The organism is Mycobacterium sp. NGS26, assembly GCF_059813025.1.
Map to the genome: position 1 here is coordinate 1 of NZ_JCALDU010000001.1, position 18,709 is coordinate 18,709.

Below are 18,709 nucleotides of genomic sequence, written 5' to 3' on the forward strand. Positions count from 1 at the left end.
CGTAAACGCCCCCGAAAACCATAGGTTTCGGGGGCTTTTACGTCTGCTCGCGAAAGGTCAGTAGAGCGCGTTGGCGAGGTTGCGTCGACCGACGACAACCTCGGGGTCGGCCGGATCGAACAGCTCGAACAGCTCGATCAGCCGGGTGCGCACCGCCGTGCGCTCGTCCCCGGATGTGTTGCGCACCAACGCGATCAGCCGCTCGAACGCGCCACTGACATCCTGGTTGAGGATTTGCACGTCGGCGGCCGCGAACGCGGCCTCGATGTCGCCCGGCGCGGCGTCGGCGACCGCGACGGCGTCCGGGGGTTGCGCCGTTGCGCGAGTGAGGAAGTCGATCTGCCGGATCGCCGCCTTCGCCTCCACGCTGCCGGGATTCGCGTCCAGCAGCGCCTGATACGACGCCCTGGCGGCCTCGAAGTCGCCGGCCTCGAGCTGCTGGCGGGCCTGCGCCAACTCCGGATCGACTTGCTCGGCCTCCTCGGAACCGGCCGCGCCCTTCAGCTTGCCGGCCGTCGCCGAAAGCAACGAGTCCAGCCAGCGACGCAGTTGGTCGGGCGGCTGCACGCCCTGGAAGCTCGAGATCGGCTGCCCGGCGGCCAAAGCCACCACGGTGGGAACCGCCTCGACGCCGAATATCTGGGCCACCCTGGGCGCCACGTCGACGTTCACCGTCGCCAGCGACCACTTGCCACCGTCCTGGGAGGCCAGGCCGGCCAGCGTGTCGACCAGCTGGACGCAGGCGTCGCTGCGCGGTGACCACAGCAGCACGACCACCGGAACTTCGTCGGACCGGATCAGGACTTCGTTCTCGAAGTTGGCCTCGGTGACCTCCGTGGCGCCCGGCGGCGCCGCAGCGGCCTGCCCGCCGGGCCCGCCGGCCGCGGCGTTCTGTTGAGCTCGCTGCTTTAGGCCGGACAGGTCGACTGCGCCGGTCAAGGCGGGTCCGATCGAGGGTCGCGGACGAGTCACGGAGTCAAGTCTGTCATGCGCCGCGGTTACCGATCCACCCGGTGGTTGCCGCGCTCAGCCGCTCAAAATGGCCCTGCTCGGCCCGTATGACGAAGATCACAAACACCCGAGTCCGGTGCGCCCCAGCAACGCCGCCGAGCCGGCTAACCGGCCCGCAGAATCAGCGCGTCGCCCTGCCCGCCGGCCCCACAGAGCGCGGCGACCCCGTAACCCGAGCCGCGGCGCGCCAATTCCAGCGCCGCATGCAGCGTGATCCGGGCACCTGACATGCCGATCGGGTGCCCGACGGCGATCGCGCCCCCGTTGACGTTGACGATCTCGGGGTTCACGCCCAGCTCCCGGGTCGACGCCAGCGCCACCGCCGAGAACGCCTCGTTGATCTCCACCACGTCGAGCTGGTCGACGGTGATGCCCTCACGGGCGAGCGCCTTCTTGATCGCGTTGGCCGGCTGCGACTGCAGCGTCGAGTCGGGCCCGGCCACAACGCCGTGCGCACCGATCTCGACCAGCCAGGTGAGCCCCAGCTGCTGCGCCTTGTCCTTGTTCATCACCACGACCGCGGCCGCCCCGTCGGAGATCTGCGACGCCGAACCGGCGGTGATGGTGCCGTCGCGGCGGAACGCCGGTTTCAGCCCGGCCAGCGACTCGGCGGTGGTGTTGGCGCGAATCCCCTCGTCCTCGGTGAACTGCAGCGGATCACCCTTGCGCTGCGGGATGTTCACCGGCACCACCTCGTCGGCGAAGACACCGTCCTTCCACGCCGCGGCCGCCTTCTGGTGCGACCGGGCGGCGAACTCGTCCTGTTCCTGGCGGGTGAACTTGTCGATGTCGTTGCGCTGCTCGGTGAGCGCGCCCATCGGCTGGTCGGTGAACACGTCGTGCAAGCCGTCGTAGGCCATGTGGTCCAAGACCGTCACATCGCCGTACTTGTAGCCCGAGCGGCTGTCCATCAGCAGGTGCGGGGCCTTGGTCATGGACTCCTGGCCGCCGGCCACCACCACATCGAACTCGCCGGCGCGAATGAGCTGGTCGGCGAGCGCGATGGCGTCGATCCCGGACAGGCACATCTTGTTGATGGTCAGCGCCGGAACGTCCCAGCCGATCCCGGCCGCCACCGCCGCCTGCCGCGCGGGCATCTGGCCGGCCCCGGCCGTCAGCACCTGGCCCATGATCACGTACTCGACCGCCGAGGCGGGCACCTTGGCCTTTTCCAGCGCTCCGGCGATCGCGATGCCGCCCAGGTCAGTGGCCGAGAAATCCTTCAGCGAACCCATCAGCTTGCCGATGGGTGTCCGCGCTCCAGCAACTATCACCGACGTCGTCACAACTACCTCCTGTACCTGCGCGGACGGCCGGTTCGGCCTCCCCGGATATGCGCAATCTTTGCCGTCAGGTTACCGTTGTGTGATGACGACCGATCAAGTCGACGCCCGTCAGGTTTTGTCCACCGCGCTGGTGACGGCGGTCGATCACGTCGGCATCGCGGTCGCCGACCTGGACGCCGCGATCACCTGGTACCACGACCACCTCGGCATGATCCTGGTGCACGAGGAGGTCAACGACGACCAGGGAATCCGCGAGGCGATGCTCTCGGTGCCCGGCGCCCCGAACGGCGGCGCGCAGATCCAGTTGATGGCCCCGATCGACGACTCCTCCACGATCGCGAAGTTCTTGGACAAGCGCGGCCCGGGCATCCAGCAGATGGCCGTCCGCGTGCGCGATCTCGACAGCCTCAGCGAACGACTCCGCTCACAGGGCGTGCGCCTGGTCTACGAAACGCCCAGGCGTGGCACAGCGAACACGCGGATCAATTTCATCCACCCCAAGGACGCCGGCGGGGTGCTGATCGAGTTGGTTGACCAGGCTTCCTAAGCCTGGAAATCAAGACCACCGTCGGGTGGGACCGCGGGTCGCGCGGTTGGTCCAGCACGACGTGTGCCAATGCCGCCGGTCCTCGACACCGCCGGCTGAATCGGTCGGCCACACCACCAGATGTGCCGTGCCGGAACGTATTTCGTGGTCGCAACCGGGGCAGCGGTAGGTCTTGACGGCCCGGGCCCCCGCGACCGGACGCACTTCGTAATCGTGGCCGTCGGGCCCAGTTTCCACCCGGCGCGGCGGCAAAGGCGGCGGAGGCTGCCGACGTCGCGGTTCGCTACGCCTGGGCATCAGAACAGCCGGTACTCGTCGTTGTCCATGCCGCGCATCTTGTCGTAATCCAGTGTCACGCAACGAATCCCGCGGTCACTGGCCAGCGTGCGCGCCTGCGGCTTGATCTGCTGCGCGGCGAGCACCCCCTTCACCGGCGCCAGCAGGCTGTCCCGGTTGAGCAACTCGAGATAGCGGGTGAGCTGCTCCACGCCGTCGATCTCGCCGCGCCGCTTGATCTCCACCGCGACCGAGCCGCCGAGTTCGTCGCGGCACAGCAGGTCGACGGGCCCGATCGCGGTCATGTACTCGCGGCGGACCAACGTGTACCCCTCGCCCAGCAGCTGAACGTGCTCGGCGAGCAACGCCTGCAGGTGAGCCTCGACGCCGTCCTTGACCAGGCCGGGGTCCACACCCAGGTCGTGGGTGGAATCGTGCTCGATGTGCTCGACGGTGATGCGCAGCTGTTCGCCCGCCTTGTTCTCCACCACCCACACCGGCACCTGGTCGCCGGAGCCGCCCTGCTCCTCGCTCAGCCAGCACGGCGGACTCATCCAGTTCAGCGGCTTGTAGGCGCGGTCGTCGGCATGGACGCTGACCGACCCGTCGGCCTTGAACAGCAGCAATCGGCGCGCGGACGGCAGATGCGCGGTGAGTCGGCCGAGGTAGTCGACGGTGCACTGGGCGATCACTAGACGCACCCGATTCACCTTAGAGCGTGACCGACAAATAGGCTGGCGCCACCATGTCGGCCAACATGACCCTGGCAAAACGGATCGGCCGGGTGCTCGAGGCGGTGACCCGTCAGAGCGGCCGGCTGCCGGAGACCCCGGCGTACGGCTCCTTGCTGTTGGGGCGGGTGTCGGAGACCCAGAGCCGCCGGCGAGTCCGCATCCAGGTCATCATGACCGTGCTGGTGCTGGGGGCGAACCTCCTTGGCATCGGCGTCGTGCTGCTGTTGGTGACGGTCGCGATTCCCGAGCCGAGCGTGTTCGACGACGCACCCGCGTGGCTCACGTTCGGGGTCGTGCCGGCCTATGTCGCAAGCGCTTTGGCGGTGGGCGCGTACTGGATCACCCGGCGGACGGTGCTCGCGCTGCGCTGGGCGATCGAGGAGCGCAAACCCGGCCGTGTCGACGAGCGCAACACCTTCCTGGTGCCGTGGCGCATCGCCGCCTTCGACCTCATCCTGTGGGGCATCGGGGCGGTTGTGTCGACGATCCTCTACGGCCTCGTCAACACGGTGTTCATCCCGCGGTTCCTGGTCTGTGTGACCTTTTGCGGGGTGCTGGTGGCGACCGGCAGCTATCTTCTCGCCGAGTTCGCGCTGCGCCCGGTGGCCGCCCAGGCCCTCGAGGCCGGACCGCCGCCACGGCGGCTGACGTCGGGGATCATGGGCCGGACCATGATGGTCTGGTTCCTGGGCTCGGGCGTGCCGGTCATCGGCATCGGCCTGCTGGCGATGTTCCAGATCTTGATGCGCAACCTGACCGAGACCCAGTTCGCGGTCGGCGTGCTGATCGTGTCGTTCGCCACGCTGGTGTTCGGGTGCCTGCTGATGTGGATCCTGGCCTGGCTGACGGCGACACCGGTCCGCGTGGTGCGCGCGGCGCTCCGGCGCGTCGAGGAGGGCAACCTTCGGGGCAACCTGGTGGTCTTCGACGGCACCGAACTCGGTGAGCTGCAGCGCGGTTTCAACGCGATGGTCGACGGTCTGCGTGAGCGCGAACGCGTCCGCGACCTCTTCGGGCGGCATGTCGGGCGCGAGGTCGCCCTGGCCGCGGAACGCGACCGACCGAAGCTCGGCGGCGAAGAACGCCATGTCGCAGTCGTTTTCATCGACATCGTCGGCTCCACGCAATTGGTGACCAGTCAACCCCCCACCGAGGTCGTTGCGGTGCTCAACCGGTTCTTCGCGATCGTCGTCGAGGAGGTGGACCGACACCACGGACTCGTCAACAAGTTCGAAGGCGACGCGTCGCTGGCCATCTTCGGCGCGCCGAATCACCTCGACTGCCCCGAGGACGAGGCGCTGGCCACCGGGCGGGCCATCTGCGAGCGCCTTGCCAGCGAGATGTGCGAGCTCGATGCCGGCATCGGCGTGGCGGCGGGCCAGGTCGTCGCGGGCAACGTCGGCACCCAGGAGCGGTTCGAATACACCGTGATCGGCGAGCCCGTCAACGAGGCCGCGCGGCTGTGCGAACTTGCCAAGTCGCATCCGGGCCGGTTGCTGGCGACCGCCGATGCCGTGCGGGGCGCGAGCGAAACGGAAAGCGCCCGTTGGTCTTTGGGTGACACCGTGACACTGCGCGGGCACGACAGCCCGATCCGGCTGGCCGTTCCCGTCGGCGCCTAGGGCCGCCAAAGCTCCTGGGTGGTGCGCGCGCCCGCGGGCAGCTCGAGCATCTCGATGGGCGTGTCGTCGGGGTCGTAGACGAAGAACATCCGCACACCCCCGATGTCGACCGCCGCGTCGGCACGCACCCCGGGATGGTCACGCCGGAGGGCTTCGTAGGCGTCGTCCAGGTCGGCGACGCGAAACGACACATTGGTATAGCCGAGGTGCGGCCCGCGCGGGCCCGCGGGCAGGTCGCCCAGGAAGAGCAGCTCGACCATCGCGCCGCCGATCAACCCGCCGACCATGCGGCCGTTTTGCGCGGCGCCGCCCGTCACGGCATCGAGCCCGGCGCCCTCCAGTTCGACGTCGAAAACGACGTCCATGCCCAGCACCGCGGTGTAGAACGCCAGCGACCTGTCCATGTCGGAGACGCCGATGCAGACGTGGGAGAAGTTCTCCACGGCGACGGGCTGCGGCTGGGTCATGAGGCTCCTCGCGTTGGGTTTACGACGATGTCGGTTTTCCGCCAGTGTTGTCGGCGGGCTGGTGTAACTGTTGAAGCGTGCACGAAGACTTCGAGCGCTGCTACCGGGCGGTCCAGTCCAAGGACGCCCGGTTCGACGGCTGGTTCGTCACCGCGGTGCTGACGACGCGGATCTATTGCCGGCCCAGCTGCCCGGTGCGGCCTCCCTTCGCTCGTAACGTCAGGTTCTACCCGACCGCGGCGGCCGCACAACGCGCGGGGTTCCGGGCCTGCAAGCGGTGCCGCCCCGACGCCTCCCCGGGCTCGCCCGAGTGGAACGTGCGCGGCGACGTCGTCGCGCGGACGATGCGGCTGATCGCCGACGGCACCGTGGACCGCGAGGGCGTCGCCGGCCTGGCCGCCCACCTCGGCTACACCACCCGCCAGCTGGAGCGGCTGCTGCAGGCCGAGGTCGGCGCGGGTCCGCTCGCGCTGGCCCGCGCGCAGCGGGCGCAGACGGCCCGGCTGCTGATCGAGACCACCCGACTGCCGTTCGGCGACGTCGCCTTCGCCGCCGGGTTCTCCAGCATCCGCCAGTTCAACGACACCGTCCGGCTGGTGTTCGACGGCACCCCGACGGCGCTGCGCAAGCACGCGGCGACGCGGCCCGGATCGCCGAACTCCGGCGCCGCGTCGGCGGGGACGCTCAGCCTTCGCCTCCCGGTCCGCACGCCGTTCGCGTACGACGGCGCCTTCGGTCACCTCGCGGCCGGCGCCGTGCCGGGCTGCGAGGAGGTGCGCGACGGAGCGTACCGGCGCAGCCTGCGGCTGTCCGCCGGGAACGCGGTGGTCAGCCTGACACCGGCCGCCGATCACGTCCGCTGCCTGCTCACGCTCGACGACTTCCGCGACCTCACGACCGCGATCGCCCGCTGCCGCCGGCTGCTGGACCTCGACGCCGATCCCGAAGCGATCGTCGAGGCGCTCGGCCGCGACCCGGACCTGCGCCCGGTGGTGGAAACGGCTCCGGGACAACGCATTCCGCGCACCGTCGACGAGGCCGAACTCGCCGTGCGCGCCGTGCTGGGCCAACAGGTATCGACCAAGGCCGCCCGCACCCACGCCGCTCGGCTGGTCGCCGCGTACGGCCGGCCCGTCGACGATCCCGCGGGCGCGCTGACCCACACCTTCCCGTCCGTCGAAGAGCTCGCCGAGATCGATCCCGCCCATCTGGCCGTGCCCGAGGCGCGGCGGCGGACGCTGAGCGCCCTGATAGCGGGCCTGGCCGACGGAACCGTGGTCCTGGACAGCGGAAGTGACTGGGAAGGCGCGCGAAGGCAATTGCTCGCCCTGCCGGGCGTCGGTCCCTGGACCGCCGAGGTGATCGCGATGCGCGGCCTCGGCGACCCCGACGCGTTTCCGGTCGGCGACCTCGGCCTTCGGCTGGCCGCCGAGCGGCTGGGCCTACCCGCGGACGGACGGAACCTGCTGGATCACGGCGCGCGCTGGCGTCCCTGGCGCTCCTACGCCGTCCAGCATCTGTGGACGACCCTCGAGCATCCGGTGAACCACTGGCCACCTCGGGAGCCGGCAAAGGAGACAGCATGATCCACTACCGCACCATCGACAGCCCGATCGGCCCGTTGACCCTGGCCGGGCACGGCCCGGCGCTGACAAACCTGCGGATGGTCGACCAGACCTACGAGCCCAGCCGCGCCGGCTGGTCGGCCGATCCCGGGGCATTCGGGGACGCCGTCGACCAACTGGGCGCCTATTTCGCCGGCGACCTCACCGACTTCGACATCGAGCTCGACCTGCGCGGCACCGAATTCCAGCGGCGGGTCTGGAAGGCCCTGCTGACGATCCCCTACGGGGAAACCAGGTCGTACGGCGAAATCGCCGAACAGATCGGCGCCCCCGGCGCCGCGCGCGCCGTCGGGCTGGCCAACGGCCATAATCCGATCGCGATCGTCGTTCCCTGCCATCGCGTCATCGGCGCCGGCGGCAGCCTGACCGGATACGGCGGCGGGCTGGACCGGAAGCGAGCCCTGCTGGCCTTGGAAAAAACCTACTCGCCCGCGCATCCGACGCTATTCGACTGAGGTCCCTGTTCGAGCGTGCGCAGTTGTACGCTCGTATCGGCGAGTCACCGTACAAACGCGCACCCTCGCGGGCAATTAGAATGTAAAAACGCCCCCGGTTTCCCGGGGGCGTTTTTGTATGTTCGGCGGTGTCCTACTTTTCCACCCTAACGGGGCAGTATCATCGGCGCTGACAGGCTTAGCTTCCGGGTTCGGGATGGGACCGGGCGTTTCCCTGTCGCTGTGGCCGCCGTAACTCTATGTAATTTGTTCTGGTGGGGGGTGTGGTGCCACGACAATTGCCGTGGGCATGGATTGTGGTTGCGATTTGTGTTGGTAAGTTTTCGGCCGGTTAGTGCCAGTTCCCTGCACCCATTGCTGGGCTTCCAGGTCTGGCCTATCGATCCCGTGTTCTGCGGGGGGCCTTATCCCTCTAAAAGGGTGAGAAACCTGATCTTGGAGAAGGTTTCCCGCTTAGATGCTTTCAGCGGTTATCCTGTCCGAACGTGGCTATCCAGCGGTGCCCCTGGTGGGACAACTGGTGTACCAGAGGTTCGTCCGTCCCGGTCCTCTCGTACTAGGGACAGGTTTCCTCAAGTTTCTGACGCGCGCGGCGGATAGAGACCGAACTGTCTCACGACGTTCTAAACCCAGCTCGCGTGCCGCTTTAATGGGCGAACAGCCCAACCCTTGGGACCTGCTCCAGCCCCAGGATGCGACGAGCCGACATCGAGGTGCCAAACCATCCCGTCGATATGGACTCTTGGGGAAGATCAGCCTGTTATCCCCGGGGTACCTTTTATCCGTTGAGCGACACCCCTTCCACTCGGGGGTGCCGGATCACTAATCCCGACTTTCGTCCCTGCTTGACGTGTCAGTCTCGCAGTCAAGCTCCCTTGTGCATTTACACTCAACACCTGATTGCCGTCCAGGTTGAGGGAACCTTTGGGCGCCTCCGTTACATTTTAGGAGGCAACCGCCCCAGTTAAACTACCCGCCAGGCACTGTCCGTGAACCGGATATACGGTTCGACGTTAGGTGTCCAATACGATCAGAGTGGTATTTCAACAACGACTCCGCCCCAACTGGCGTTGAGGTTTCACAGTCTCCCACCTATCCTACACAAACCGTACCGAACACCAATACCAAGTTGTAGTGAAGGTCCCGGGGTCTTTTCGTCCTGCCGCGCGTAACGAGCATCTTTACTCGTAGTGCAATTTCGCCGAGTCTATGGTTGAGACAGTCGAGAAGTCGTTACGCCATTCGTGCAGGTCGGAACTTACCCGACAAGGAATTTCGCTACCTTAGGATGGTTATAGTTACCACCGCCGTTTACTGGGGCTTAAATTCTCCGCTTCACCCTTGCGGGTTAACGGGTCCTCTTAACCTTCCAGCACCGGGCAGGCGTCAGTCCGTATACATCGTCTTGCGACTTCGCACGGACCTGTGTTTTTAGTAAACAGTCGCTTCTCGCTGGTTTCTGCGACCGGTTCCCGCTCCCAGCGCAAGGCTGTTCACGGTATGCCGGTCCCCCTTCTCCCGAAGTTACGGGGGCATTTTGCCGAGTTCCTTAACCATAGTTATCTCGTACGCCTCGGTATGCTCTACCTGACCACCTGTGTTGGTTTGGGGTACGGGCCGTGTGTGCGCTCGCTAGAGGCTTTTCTTGGCAGCAGAGGATCACCGAATTCACCTCAACCGGCTATGCATCACCTCTCAGGATTAGTGAGCGACGGATTTGCCTATCGCTCTCCCTACGGGCTTGCCCCAGTGTTACCACTGACTGGTACGGCTACCTTCCTGCGTCACCCCATTGCTTGACTACTACCAGCGAAGGTCCCACGCAGCCCCGAACCTCCACGCCCCCGAAGGGGAATGGTCGATCCGGTTTTGGGTGGTTAGTACCGCTGATTCGTCAGGGACGCTCACACACGGGTACGGGAATATCAACCCGTTGTCCATCGACTACGCCTGTCGGCCTCGCCTTAGGTCCCGACTCACCCTGGGCGGACTGGCCTGGCCCAGGAACCCTTGGTCTTACGGCGGGCAAGGTTCTCACTTGCCTTATCGCTACTCATGCCTGCATTCTCACTCCCCCACCCTCCACCACCGGTCACCCGGCGGCTTCGCGGAATGGGGGACGCTCCCCTACCCAACCTTGCGGTTGTCGCGGCTTCGGCGGTGTGCTTGAGCCCCGCTACATTATCGGCGCACAATCACTTGACCAGTGAGCTATTACGCACTCTTTCAAGGGTGGCTGCTTCTAAGCCAACCTCCTGGTTGTCTCTGCGACTGCACATCCTTTTCCACTTAGCACACGCTTAGGGGCCTTAGCCGGCGATCTGGGCTGTTTCCCTTTCGACGTACGGAGCTTATCCCCCGCCGTCTCACTGCCACGCTATACACCACGGCATTCGGAGTTTGGCTGACGTCAGTAACCTAGTAGGGCCCATCGGCCATCCAGTAGCTCTACCTCCGTGGTGAAACACGTAACGCTGCACCTAAATGCATTTCGGGGAGAACCAGCTATCACGGAGTTTGATTGGCCTTTCACCCCTACCCACAACTCATCCCCTCAGTCTTCAACCTAAGTGGGTTCGGGCCTCCACGCGGTCTTACCCGCGCTTCACCCTGGCCATGGGTAGATCACTCCGCTTCGGGTCCAGAACACGCCACTACACCCCTTACGGGGATACGCCCTATTCAGACTCGCTTTCGCTGCGGCTACCCCACACGGGTTAACCTCGCGACATGTCCCTGACTCGCAGGCTCATTCTTCAAAAGGCACGCCATCACCCCACAAGGAGGCTCTGACGGATTGTAGGCACACGGTTTCAGGTACTCTTTCACTCCCCTCCCGGGGTACTTTTCACCATTCCCTCACGGTACTAATCCGCTATCGGTCATCGAGAAGTATTTAGGCTTACCGGGTGGTCCCGGCAGATTCACAGCAGATTCCACGGGCCCGCTGCTACTCGGGAGTCGATACAAGGCAGGCGCCGGGTTTTCGCGTACCGGGCTCTCACCGTCTACGGCGGACCATCCCAGGCCACTTCCGCTAACCACGACACTTTCTGACTGCCCCTCAGCCGGGTAGAGCTGAGACGTATCGATCCCACAACCCCGCACACACAACCCCTACCCGGTTACCCATGCGTGCGGTTTAGCCATGTTCCGCGTTCGCTCGCCACTACTAGCGGAATCACAATTGTTTTCTTCTCCTACGGGTACTGAGATGTTTCACTTCCCCGCGTTCCCTCCCGCACCCTATATATTCAGATGCGGGTAACACGACATAACTCGTGCTGGGTTTCCCCATTCGGAAATCCTCGGATCAACGCTCGGTTGACAGCTCCCCGAGGCATATCGCAGCCTCCCACGTCCTTCATCGGCTCTCGATGCCAAGGCATTCACCATGCGCCCTTAGACACTTACTAACACAAAAACCAAAGATAAAAATTACACATTTAATGGATCCGCCGCCCGACTTTCGAAGAGCAGCGCATCCATTTAGATGCTCGCAACCACTATCCAATACTCAAACACCACACCCCACCACCAAGATGGGGAGACTCCACACGGTCTGGCCGAGTGTTGTCTCAGGGCCCAATAGTGTGTCTGGCGGTCGTTTGCTGTTGCGCACCCGGCCCTCGCCCACTACAGGCGAGAACCCCTCACGGCTCACACCCCACCAATTGGGGTGTTTTTCGTGGTGCTCCTTAGAAAGGAGGTGATCCAGCCGCACCTTCCGGTACGGCTACCTTGTTACGACTTCGTCCCAATCGCCGATCCCACCTTCGACAGCTCCCTCCCGAGGGTTAGGCCACTGGCTTCGGGTGTTACCGACTTTCATGACGTGACGGGCGGTGTGTACAAGGCCCGGGAACGTATTCACCGCAGCGTTGCTGATCTGCGATTACTAGCGACTCCGACTTCATGGGGTCGAGTTGCAGACCCCAATCCGAACTGAGACCGGCTTTAAAAGGATTCGCTTAACCTTACGGCATCGCAGCCCTTTGTACCGGCCATTGTAGCATGTGTGAAGCCCTGGACATAAGGGGCATGATGACTTGACGTCATCCCCACCTTCCTCCGAGTTGACCCCGGCAGTCTCTCACGAGTCCCCGGCATTACCCGCTGGCAACATGAGACAAGGGTTGCGCTCGTTGCGGGACTTAACCCAACATCTCACGACACGAGCTGACGACAGCCATGCACCACCTGCACACAGGCCACAAGGGAACGCCTATCTCTAGACGCGTCCTGTGCATGTCAAACCCAGGTAAGGTTCTTCGCGTTGCATCGAATTAATCCACATGCTCCGCCGCTTGTGCGGGCCCCCGTCAATTCCTTTGAGTTTTAGCCTTGCGGCCGTACTCCCCAGGCGGGGTACTTAATGCGTTAGCTACGGCACGGATCCCAAGGAAGGAAACCCACACCTAGTACCCACCGTTTACGGCGTGGACTACCAGGGTATCTAATCCTGTTCGCTCCCCACGCTTTCGCTCCTCAGCGTCAGTTACTGCCCAGAGACCCGCCTTCGCCACCGGTGTTCCTCCTGATATCTGCGCATTCCACCGCTACACCAGGAATTCCAGTCTCCCCTGCAGTACTCCAGTCTGCCCGTATCGCCCGCACGCTCACAGTTAAGCCGTGAGATTTCACGAACAACGCGACAAACCACCTACGAGCTCTTTACGCCCAGTAATTCCGGACAACGCTCGCACCCTACGTATTACCGCGGCTGCTGGCACGTAGTTGGCCGGTGCTTCTTCTCCACCTACCGTCAATCCGAGAAAACCCGGACCTTCGTCGATGGTGAAAGAGGTTTACAACCCGAAGGCCGTCATCCCCCACGCGGCGTCGCTGCATCAGGCTTGCGCCCATTGTGCAATATTCCCCACTGCTGCCTCCCGTAGGAGTCTGGGCCGTATCTCAGTCCCAGTGTGGCCGGACACCCTCTCAGGCCGGCTACCCGTCGTCGCCTTGGTAGGCCGTCACCCCACCAACAAGCTGATAGGCCGCGGGCCCATCCCACACCGCAAAAGCTTTCCACCACAAGGCATGCGCCTCGTGGTCATATCCGGTATTAGACCCAGTTTCCCAGGCTTATCCCGAAGTGCAGGGCAGATTACCCACGTGTTACTCACCCGTTCGCCACTCGAGTACCCCCGAAGGGGCCTTTCCGTTCGACTTGCATGTGTTAAGCACGCCGCCAGCGTTCGTCCTGAGCCAGGATCAAACTCTCCAAACAAAAACCCCTCGACTAAACGAGGTGAATTTACAATCAGAGATACCTGACAAGACACCAATATCTGGCGTCAAAAAACGACCATACCCACACACGGGGGGTGCAAAGTATGGTCAAAAAAACAACAACAAATTTGAAAACCACCAAACACACTATTGAGTTCTCAAACAACACTCACGCTTGTTTTCGCCCGCTTCGGGGCAACCCTGCCAGCTTAATATAAGTCCGGCAGGCGGTCAAGCCCCGGTTTCGGTCAGCTTGAGGTGCGACCGGGCCCGTCGGGCATTACCTCGCGCTACTCTACCCGCTCGATCTCGGCTCCCAAAATGGCCAGGTTCTCCACGAACAGCGGGTAGCCACGGTCGATGTGGAAGACGTCGTGGACCTCGGTGTCGCCGTCGGCGACCAGCCCCGCGAGCACCAGGCCGGCGCCGGCGCGGATGTCCGAGCACCACACCGGCGCGCTGGAAAGTTGTGGCAGGCCGCGCACCACGGCGTGGTGGCCGTCGGTGCGGGCGTCGGCGCCGAGCCGGATCATCTCCTCGACGAACCGGAAGCGGGCCTCGAACACGTTTTCCGTGATCATCGACGTGCCGTCGGCGATCGATGCCAGGGCGATCGCCATCGGCTGCAGGTCGGTCGGGAAGCCGGGGAACGGCAACGTCGCGACGTTGACCGCCTTGGGCCGCTCGTACTGGGTCACACGGAAGCTGGTGTCCGTCTGGGTGACCGTCGCGCCCGCGTCGTGCAGCTTGTGCAGCACAACCTGAAGATGCGCGGGGTCGACACCCGTCACCGAGATGTCGCCCCGGGTCATGGCGGCGGCGATGCCCCACGTCGCGGCGACGATGCGATCCCCGATCACGCGGTGCTCGGTGGGGTGCAGCCGGGGCACGCCGGTGATGGTCATCGTCGGCGAACCCGCGCCTTCGACCTGCGCGCCCATCTGGTTGAGCATCGTGCACAGATCGACCACGTCGGGTTCGCGCGCCGCGTTGTGAATGGTGGTGACGCCCTCGGCCACGACCGCGGCCATCAGGATGTTCTCGGTGGCACCCACGGAGGGAAACTCCAGCTGGATCTCCGCGCCGCGCAGCCTGTCCGCCTGGGCGACCACGCAGCCGTGCTCGATGTTGCAGTCCGCGCCCAGCTGCCGCAGGCCCGCCTGATGCATGTCCAGCGGGCGCGACCCGATCGCGTCACCGCCGGGCAGCGCCACCCTGGCCCGCTTGCAGCGCCCGACCAGCGGCCCGAGCACGCAGACCGAGGCCCGGAACTGGCGCACCGCCGCGAAGTCGGCGTCGTACTTGGGCTCGTCCGGTGAGGTGATTCGCGCGACGTCGCCGTCGAGTTCGACGGTGGCGCCCAAGCCGCGCAACACCTCCGCCATCAGCGGCACGTCGAGGATGTCGGGGCAATTGGTGATGGTGCTGGTGCCTTCGGCCAGCAGCGTCGCTGCCATCAGTTTCAGCACGCTGTTCTTGGCGCCGGTAACAGCGACTTCGCCTGACAACCGGTTGCCGCCGGTCACCACGAATCGCTCGGACACCCGCGTCAGTGTAGTGAAGCGGGTGGCGGCTTGTCAGTCAGCCGAGGAGGTCAGACGAGTACGGTTTGGCTCATGGCGATACACCTGACCCGCATCTATACCCGAACCGGCGACGACGGCACCACGGGGTTGAGCGACTTCTCGCGGGTCTCGAAAAATGATCCGCGGCTGGTGGCGTACGCGGACTGCGACGAGGCCAATTCCGCGATCGGCGTGGCCATCGCGCTGGGTCAGCCGGACGAGGAACTCGCCGGCGTCTTGCGGCAGATCCAGAACGACCTGTTCGACGCCGGCGCCGATCTGTCCACCCCGGTGGTGGAAAACCCCGAACACCCTCCGCTACGAGTGCCGCAGGCCTACGTCGACCGGCTCGAACGGTGGTGCGACAAATACAACGAGTCGCTGCCGGCGCTGAATTCCTTTGTGCTGCCGGGTGGTTCGCCGTTGTCGGCGTTGTTGCACGTCGCCCGCACGGTGGTGCGTCGGGCCGAGCGGTCGGCCTGGGCGGCCGTCGATTCCCATCCGGAAGGCGTGAGCGTGCTGCCGGCCAAGTATCTCAACCGGCTCTCGGATCTGCTTTTCATCCTGTCGCGGGTGGCCAACCCCGACGGGGATGTGCTGTGGAAACCCGGCGGCGGCGCGAGCGGGAGTTAGCCTGCGCCGCAACGCCTATACGCTGCGGCGGCGTGCGCGCGGTGAGGGACGGGACTCCAGCCACGACAGGAATGCGGTCAGCGCGCCCTGGTCCAGCGCGAGCTCGTAGCCGGACCTGCGGTCCTGCGTCGTGTCGCGCAGTTCCAGGACGACGATCTCGTCGGTCATGATGTCGAACTCGTCGCCGCGCGGCGCCCGTCGGGTCACGATCTCCACACCCCGGCGGCTGAGCCGGCGATCGGGCCACAACCGCAGGCTGGACAACCGGTAGAACGCGGCCTCGCCGCCGCGGTAGCGGATCACGCCGTGCCGCCAGCCATGACCTCCGACCGCGGGGATGTCCCGCATGATCCCCGCCGTTCCGCCCTGGCGCAGCTTCCACAACCGATAACTCAGGGCGAGGACCGCGGCCCCGAGCACGACCACGAGCACGACCATGCCGACCATGGGCGCGCTCATCGGCGGTTAGTCGATCGCGCCGACGGCGCGCAGTCTGGCGCGGCCCCTCGCGGCGATACGGGGATCGTCGGATTCGGAATCCTCTTTGGCGGCGGCCTCGTCGATCTCCGAGGCGAACTCCGCGGATTCGGCCAGGATGCTGACGCTCTCCTCGGTCACCGACAAGAAGCCACCGTCCACCGCGATCCGCAGATCTTCTTCGTCCTCGCGTTCGACGCGCACCATGGCGTCGTCGACCAACTGGGCCACCAACGGGATGTGGCGGGGCAGTATGCCGATCTCGCCGACGGTGGTGCGGGTGAACAGAAACGTCGCCGCACCGGACCAGATCTTGCGGTCGACCGCGACGATCTCGACATTCAATTCCGCCATGTCACACCACCTTTCGACTCCACGCGGTTACAGCTTGGCGCCCAGGCTCTCGGCCTTCTTCGCCAGGTCGTCGAGGCCGCCGATCAAGAAGAAGGCCTGCTCGGGCACGTGGTCGAACTCGCCCTTGGTCAGCCGGTCGAACGCCTCGATGGTCTCCTTGACCGGAACGGTCGAACCCGGCTGGCCGGTGAACTGTTCGGCCGCCATCATGTTCTGCGACAGGAACCGCTCGATGCGCCGCGCCCGGTTCACCAACTGCTTGTCCTCCTCGGACAGCTCGTCGATACCGAGGATGGCGATGATGTCCTGAAGATCCTTGTAGCGCTGCAGGATTCGGATGACCTCCTGCGCCACGCGGTAGTGCTCCTCTCCCACCACACCCGGGTCCAGGATGGTCGAGCTCGACGCCAGCGGGTCCACCGCCGGGAAGATGCCCTTCGAGAACACCGAACGGGACAGCTCCGTGGTGGCGTCCAGGTGCGCGAACGTCGTCGCGGGCGCCGGGTCGGTGTAGTCGTCGGCGGGCACGTAGACCGCTTGCATCGACGTGATGGACCGTCCCCGCGTCGACGTGATGCGCTCCTGCAGCTCGCCCATCTCGTCGGCCAGCGTGGGCTGGTATCCCACCGCCGACGGCATGCGGCCCAGCAGGGTCGACACCTCGGACCCGGCCTGGGTGAACCGGAAGATGTTGTCGATGAACAACAGCACGTCCTGGCCCGCCTCGTCGCGGAACCATTCCGCCATCGTCAGCGCGGACAGCGCCACGCGCATACGCGTGCCGGGCGGCTCGTCCATCTGACCGAACACCAGCGCGGTGTCCTTGAGCACGTTGGCTTCCTGGAGCTCCACCCACAGGTCGTTGCCCTCGCGGGTGCGCTCACCGACGCCGGCGAACACCGAGGTTCCGCCGAAGTTGCGGGCGATGCGGTTGATCATCTCCTGGATCAGCACCGTCTTGCCCACCCCGGCACCGCCGAACAGGGCGATCTTGCCGCCACGCACGTACGGGGTCAGCAGGTCGACCACCTTCAGGCCGGTCTCGAGCATCTCGGTGCGCGGCTCGAGCTCCTCGAAGGCCGGCGGCTTGCGGTGAATCGACCAGTGGTCGAAGTCGGCTCCGTAGCCGGGCTTGTCCAGGCAGTCGCCGAGGGCGTTGAACACGTGGCCCTTGACGTCCTCACCGACCGGCACCGAGATCGAGTCGCCAGTGTCGATGACCTCGACGCCGCGCACCAGGCCGTCGGTGGGCTGCAGCGAGATCGTGCGCACCAGGTTGTCGCCGAGATGCTGCGCCACCTCCAGCGTGAGCTTCTTGGCCAGCGACTCGAAGGTGATCTCGGCGTGCAGGGCGTTGAACAGCTCGGGCACCGAACCGCGCGGGAATTCGACGTCGACGACCGGCCCGGTGACCCGCACCACGCGGCCGTTGGTGTCGGAGTCCGAAGACTTTCGGGCCTTTTCGGCGGTAGCAGTCATATCTCTTCGCTTCCTCGTGGGGCTACTTGGCGGCATCGGCGAGCGCGTTTGCGCCACCGACGATTTCGCTGATTTCCTGGGTGATCTGGGCCTGCCGCTCGCGGTTGGCCTCCAGCGTCAGGGCCTTGATGAGGTCGTCGGCATTGTCGGTGGCCGACTTCATCGCCCGTTGCCGGGACGCCAGCTCCGATGCCGCCGATTCGAGCATCGCGGCATACACGCGGGTGGTCAGGTAGCGCGGCAGCAGGGCGTCGAAAAGCGTTGTGGCATCCGGCTCGAACGAATACAGGGTGCGCACTTCGGGTTCTTCCTCGACGTATTCCACCACCATCGGGGCGATCCGGTGGGCGACCGCCGACTGCGACAGCATCGACTTGAACTCGGTGTAGATGATGTGCAACTCGTCGACGCCGGCGGGGGTGTCGGACTGAAGTTCGTCACCGTCACCGGAGCCCCGCATGAACGTCTCGACCAGTGTCGAGCCGATCTCGGCGGCGTTGTCGTATTTCGGTTGTTCGGAAAAACCCGTCCAGGACTCGGTGATGTCCCAGTTCCGAAACGTGTAGTAGTTCAGCGCCTTACGGCCGACCACGTACAGCACCGGCGTCTTGCCCTCCTCGCGGAGCAGGGAGAACAGCTCCTCGGCGCGGCGGAAGACGCTCGCGTTGTACGCACCGCACAAACCACGGTCGGACGACACCACCAGCACTCCCGCGCGCTTCGGTTCGGCGCGCTCGACGAGCAGGGGATGATCGAGGGCGGCCTCCTCGGACAGCGTGGTGAGCATCCGCGTGATCTCGAAGGCGTACGGCCTGGCGGACTCGAGCCGAGCCTGCGCCCTGCCGATGCGTGACGTCGCGATCAACTCCTGGGCCTTGGTGATCTTCTTGATCGACCCGGCCGAGCGGATTCGCCCGCGTAGTTCGCGAAGTGTGGCAGCCAT

15 protein-coding genes and 3 rRNA genes are annotated in these 18,709 nt (G+C 65.2%); 5 read left to right on the forward strand and 13 right to left on the reverse strand.

What is annotated here, in order from left to right:
• Positions 1-57: 57 nt before the first annotated feature.
• The gene (locus AC5Y6X_RS00005) at positions 58-972 is read right to left on the reverse strand and encodes a tetratricopeptide repeat protein (RefSeq protein WP_499983316.1); all 915 of its coding nucleotides are present in this window, start codon (positions 970-972) and stop codon (positions 58-60) included.
• Between the two features lie 143 nt (positions 973-1,115).
• Positions 1,116-2,297: an acetyl-CoA C-acetyltransferase gene (locus tag AC5Y6X_RS00010; protein ID WP_499983317.1), complete on the reverse strand. Its 1,182-nt coding sequence runs from the start codon at positions 2,295-2,297 to the stop codon at positions 1,116-1,118.
• Between the two features lie 79 nt (positions 2,298-2,376).
• Between AC5Y6X_RS00010 and mce the strand changes: the two genes are divergently transcribed.
• On the forward strand, positions 2,377-2,844 hold the full coding sequence (gene mce, locus AC5Y6X_RS00015; RefSeq protein ID WP_324676247.1) for a methylmalonyl-CoA epimerase: 468 nt from the start codon (positions 2,377-2,379) through the stop codon (positions 2,842-2,844).
• A gap of 9 nt (positions 2,845-2,853) precedes the next feature.
• Here the strand turns inward: mce and AC5Y6X_RS00020 are convergent, their stop codons facing one another.
• Together AC5Y6X_RS00020 and nucS are read right to left on the reverse strand one after the other, a co-directional pair.
• Positions 2,854-3,141, reverse strand: a complete 288-nt coding sequence (locus AC5Y6X_RS00020; RefSeq protein WP_499983319.1) for an Rv1322 family protein — start codon at positions 3,139-3,141, stop codon at positions 2,854-2,856.
• On the reverse strand, positions 3,141-3,821 hold the full coding sequence (gene nucS / locus AC5Y6X_RS00025; RefSeq protein ID WP_499983320.1) for an endonuclease NucS: 681 nt from the start codon (positions 3,819-3,821) through the stop codon (positions 3,141-3,143). Before nucS ends, AC5Y6X_RS00020 begins: the two co-directional genes overlap by 1 nt.
• 44 nt (positions 3,822-3,865) lie before the next feature.
• Here nucS and AC5Y6X_RS00030 point away from each other — a divergent pair, with 44 nt between their 5' ends.
• Entirely contained in the window at positions 3,866-5,476 is a 1,611-nt protein-coding gene (locus AC5Y6X_RS00030; RefSeq protein WP_499983322.1) for an adenylate/guanylate cyclase domain-containing protein, read from the forward strand.
• Here the strand turns inward: AC5Y6X_RS00030 and AC5Y6X_RS00035 are convergent.
• The gene (locus AC5Y6X_RS00035; RefSeq protein WP_499983323.1) at positions 5,473-5,943 is read right to left on the reverse strand and encodes a VOC family protein; all 471 of its coding nucleotides are present in this window, start codon (positions 5,941-5,943) and stop codon (positions 5,473-5,475) included. The genes AC5Y6X_RS00030 and AC5Y6X_RS00035 overlap by 4 nt on opposite strands.
• A 77-nt stretch (positions 5,944-6,020) precedes the next feature.
• Between AC5Y6X_RS00035 and AC5Y6X_RS00040 the strand changes: the two genes are divergently transcribed.
• Entirely contained in the window at positions 6,021-7,529 is a 1,509-nt protein-coding gene (locus AC5Y6X_RS00040; protein ID WP_499983325.1) for an AlkA N-terminal domain-containing protein, read from the forward strand.
• Positions 7,526-8,023 (forward strand): methylated-DNA--[protein]-cysteine S-methyltransferase, encoded by a 498-nt coding sequence (locus AC5Y6X_RS00045; protein WP_499983326.1) that lies wholly within the window; start codon positions 7,526-7,528, stop codon positions 8,021-8,023. Before AC5Y6X_RS00040 ends, AC5Y6X_RS00045 begins: the two co-directional genes overlap by 4 nt.
• Before the next feature lie 120 nt (positions 8,024-8,143).
• Here AC5Y6X_RS00045 and rrf read toward each other — a convergent pair.
• The 4 genes from rrf to murA form a co-directional block, all read right to left on the reverse strand.
• Positions 8,144-8,257, reverse strand: a 5S ribosomal RNA gene (gene rrf, locus AC5Y6X_RS00050).
• Between the two features lie 77 nt (positions 8,258-8,334).
• A 23S ribosomal RNA gene (locus tag AC5Y6X_RS00055) occupies positions 8,335-11,439 on the reverse strand.
• A gap of 286 nt (positions 11,440-11,725) precedes the next feature.
• A 16S ribosomal RNA gene (locus tag AC5Y6X_RS00060) occupies positions 11,726-13,256 on the reverse strand.
• Together the 16S, 23S and 5S rRNA genes form the textbook arrangement of a ribosomal RNA operon.
• Positions 13,257-13,548: 292 nt before the next feature.
• Positions 13,549-14,802, reverse strand: a complete 1,254-nt coding sequence (gene murA, locus AC5Y6X_RS00065; RefSeq protein WP_499983327.1) for a UDP-N-acetylglucosamine 1-carboxyvinyltransferase — start codon at positions 14,800-14,802, stop codon at positions 13,549-13,551.
• 72 nt (positions 14,803-14,874) lie between these two features.
• On the opposite strand from murA, the gene AC5Y6X_RS00070 reads away from it, so the two are divergent.
• The gene (locus tag AC5Y6X_RS00070) at positions 14,875-15,456 is read left to right on the forward strand and encodes a cob(I)yrinic acid a,c-diamide adenosyltransferase (protein WP_499983329.1); all 582 of its coding nucleotides are present in this window, start codon (positions 14,875-14,877) and stop codon (positions 15,454-15,456) included.
• 15 nt (positions 15,457-15,471) lie between these two features.
• Here the strand turns inward: AC5Y6X_RS00070 and AC5Y6X_RS00075 are convergent, their stop codons facing one another.
• Genes AC5Y6X_RS00075 through AC5Y6X_RS00090 form a run of 4 tightly spaced genes read right to left on the reverse strand, consistent with a single transcriptional unit; the run spans position 15,472 to position 18,709 of the window.
• Positions 15,472-15,915 carry a DUF2550 domain-containing protein gene (locus tag AC5Y6X_RS00075; protein ID WP_324676265.1) on the reverse strand — a complete coding sequence of 148 codons (444 nt, stop codon included), beginning with the start codon at positions 15,913-15,915 and terminating at the stop codon, positions 15,472-15,474.
• Between the two features lie 6 nt (positions 15,916-15,921).
• Positions 15,922-16,287 (reverse strand): F0F1 ATP synthase subunit epsilon, encoded by a 366-nt coding sequence (locus AC5Y6X_RS00080; RefSeq protein WP_324676267.1) that lies wholly within the window; start codon positions 16,285-16,287, stop codon positions 15,922-15,924.
• A gap of 27 nt (positions 16,288-16,314) precedes the next feature.
• Positions 16,315-17,766 (reverse strand): F0F1 ATP synthase subunit beta, encoded by a 1,452-nt coding sequence (gene atpD, locus AC5Y6X_RS00085; RefSeq protein WP_324676269.1) that lies wholly within the window; start codon positions 17,764-17,766, stop codon positions 16,315-16,317.
• A 22-nt stretch (positions 17,767-17,788) separates the two neighbouring features.
• Positions 17,789-18,709 (reverse strand): F0F1 ATP synthase subunit gamma, encoded by a 921-nt coding sequence (locus AC5Y6X_RS00090; protein WP_499983331.1) that lies wholly within the window; start codon positions 18,707-18,709, stop codon positions 17,789-17,791.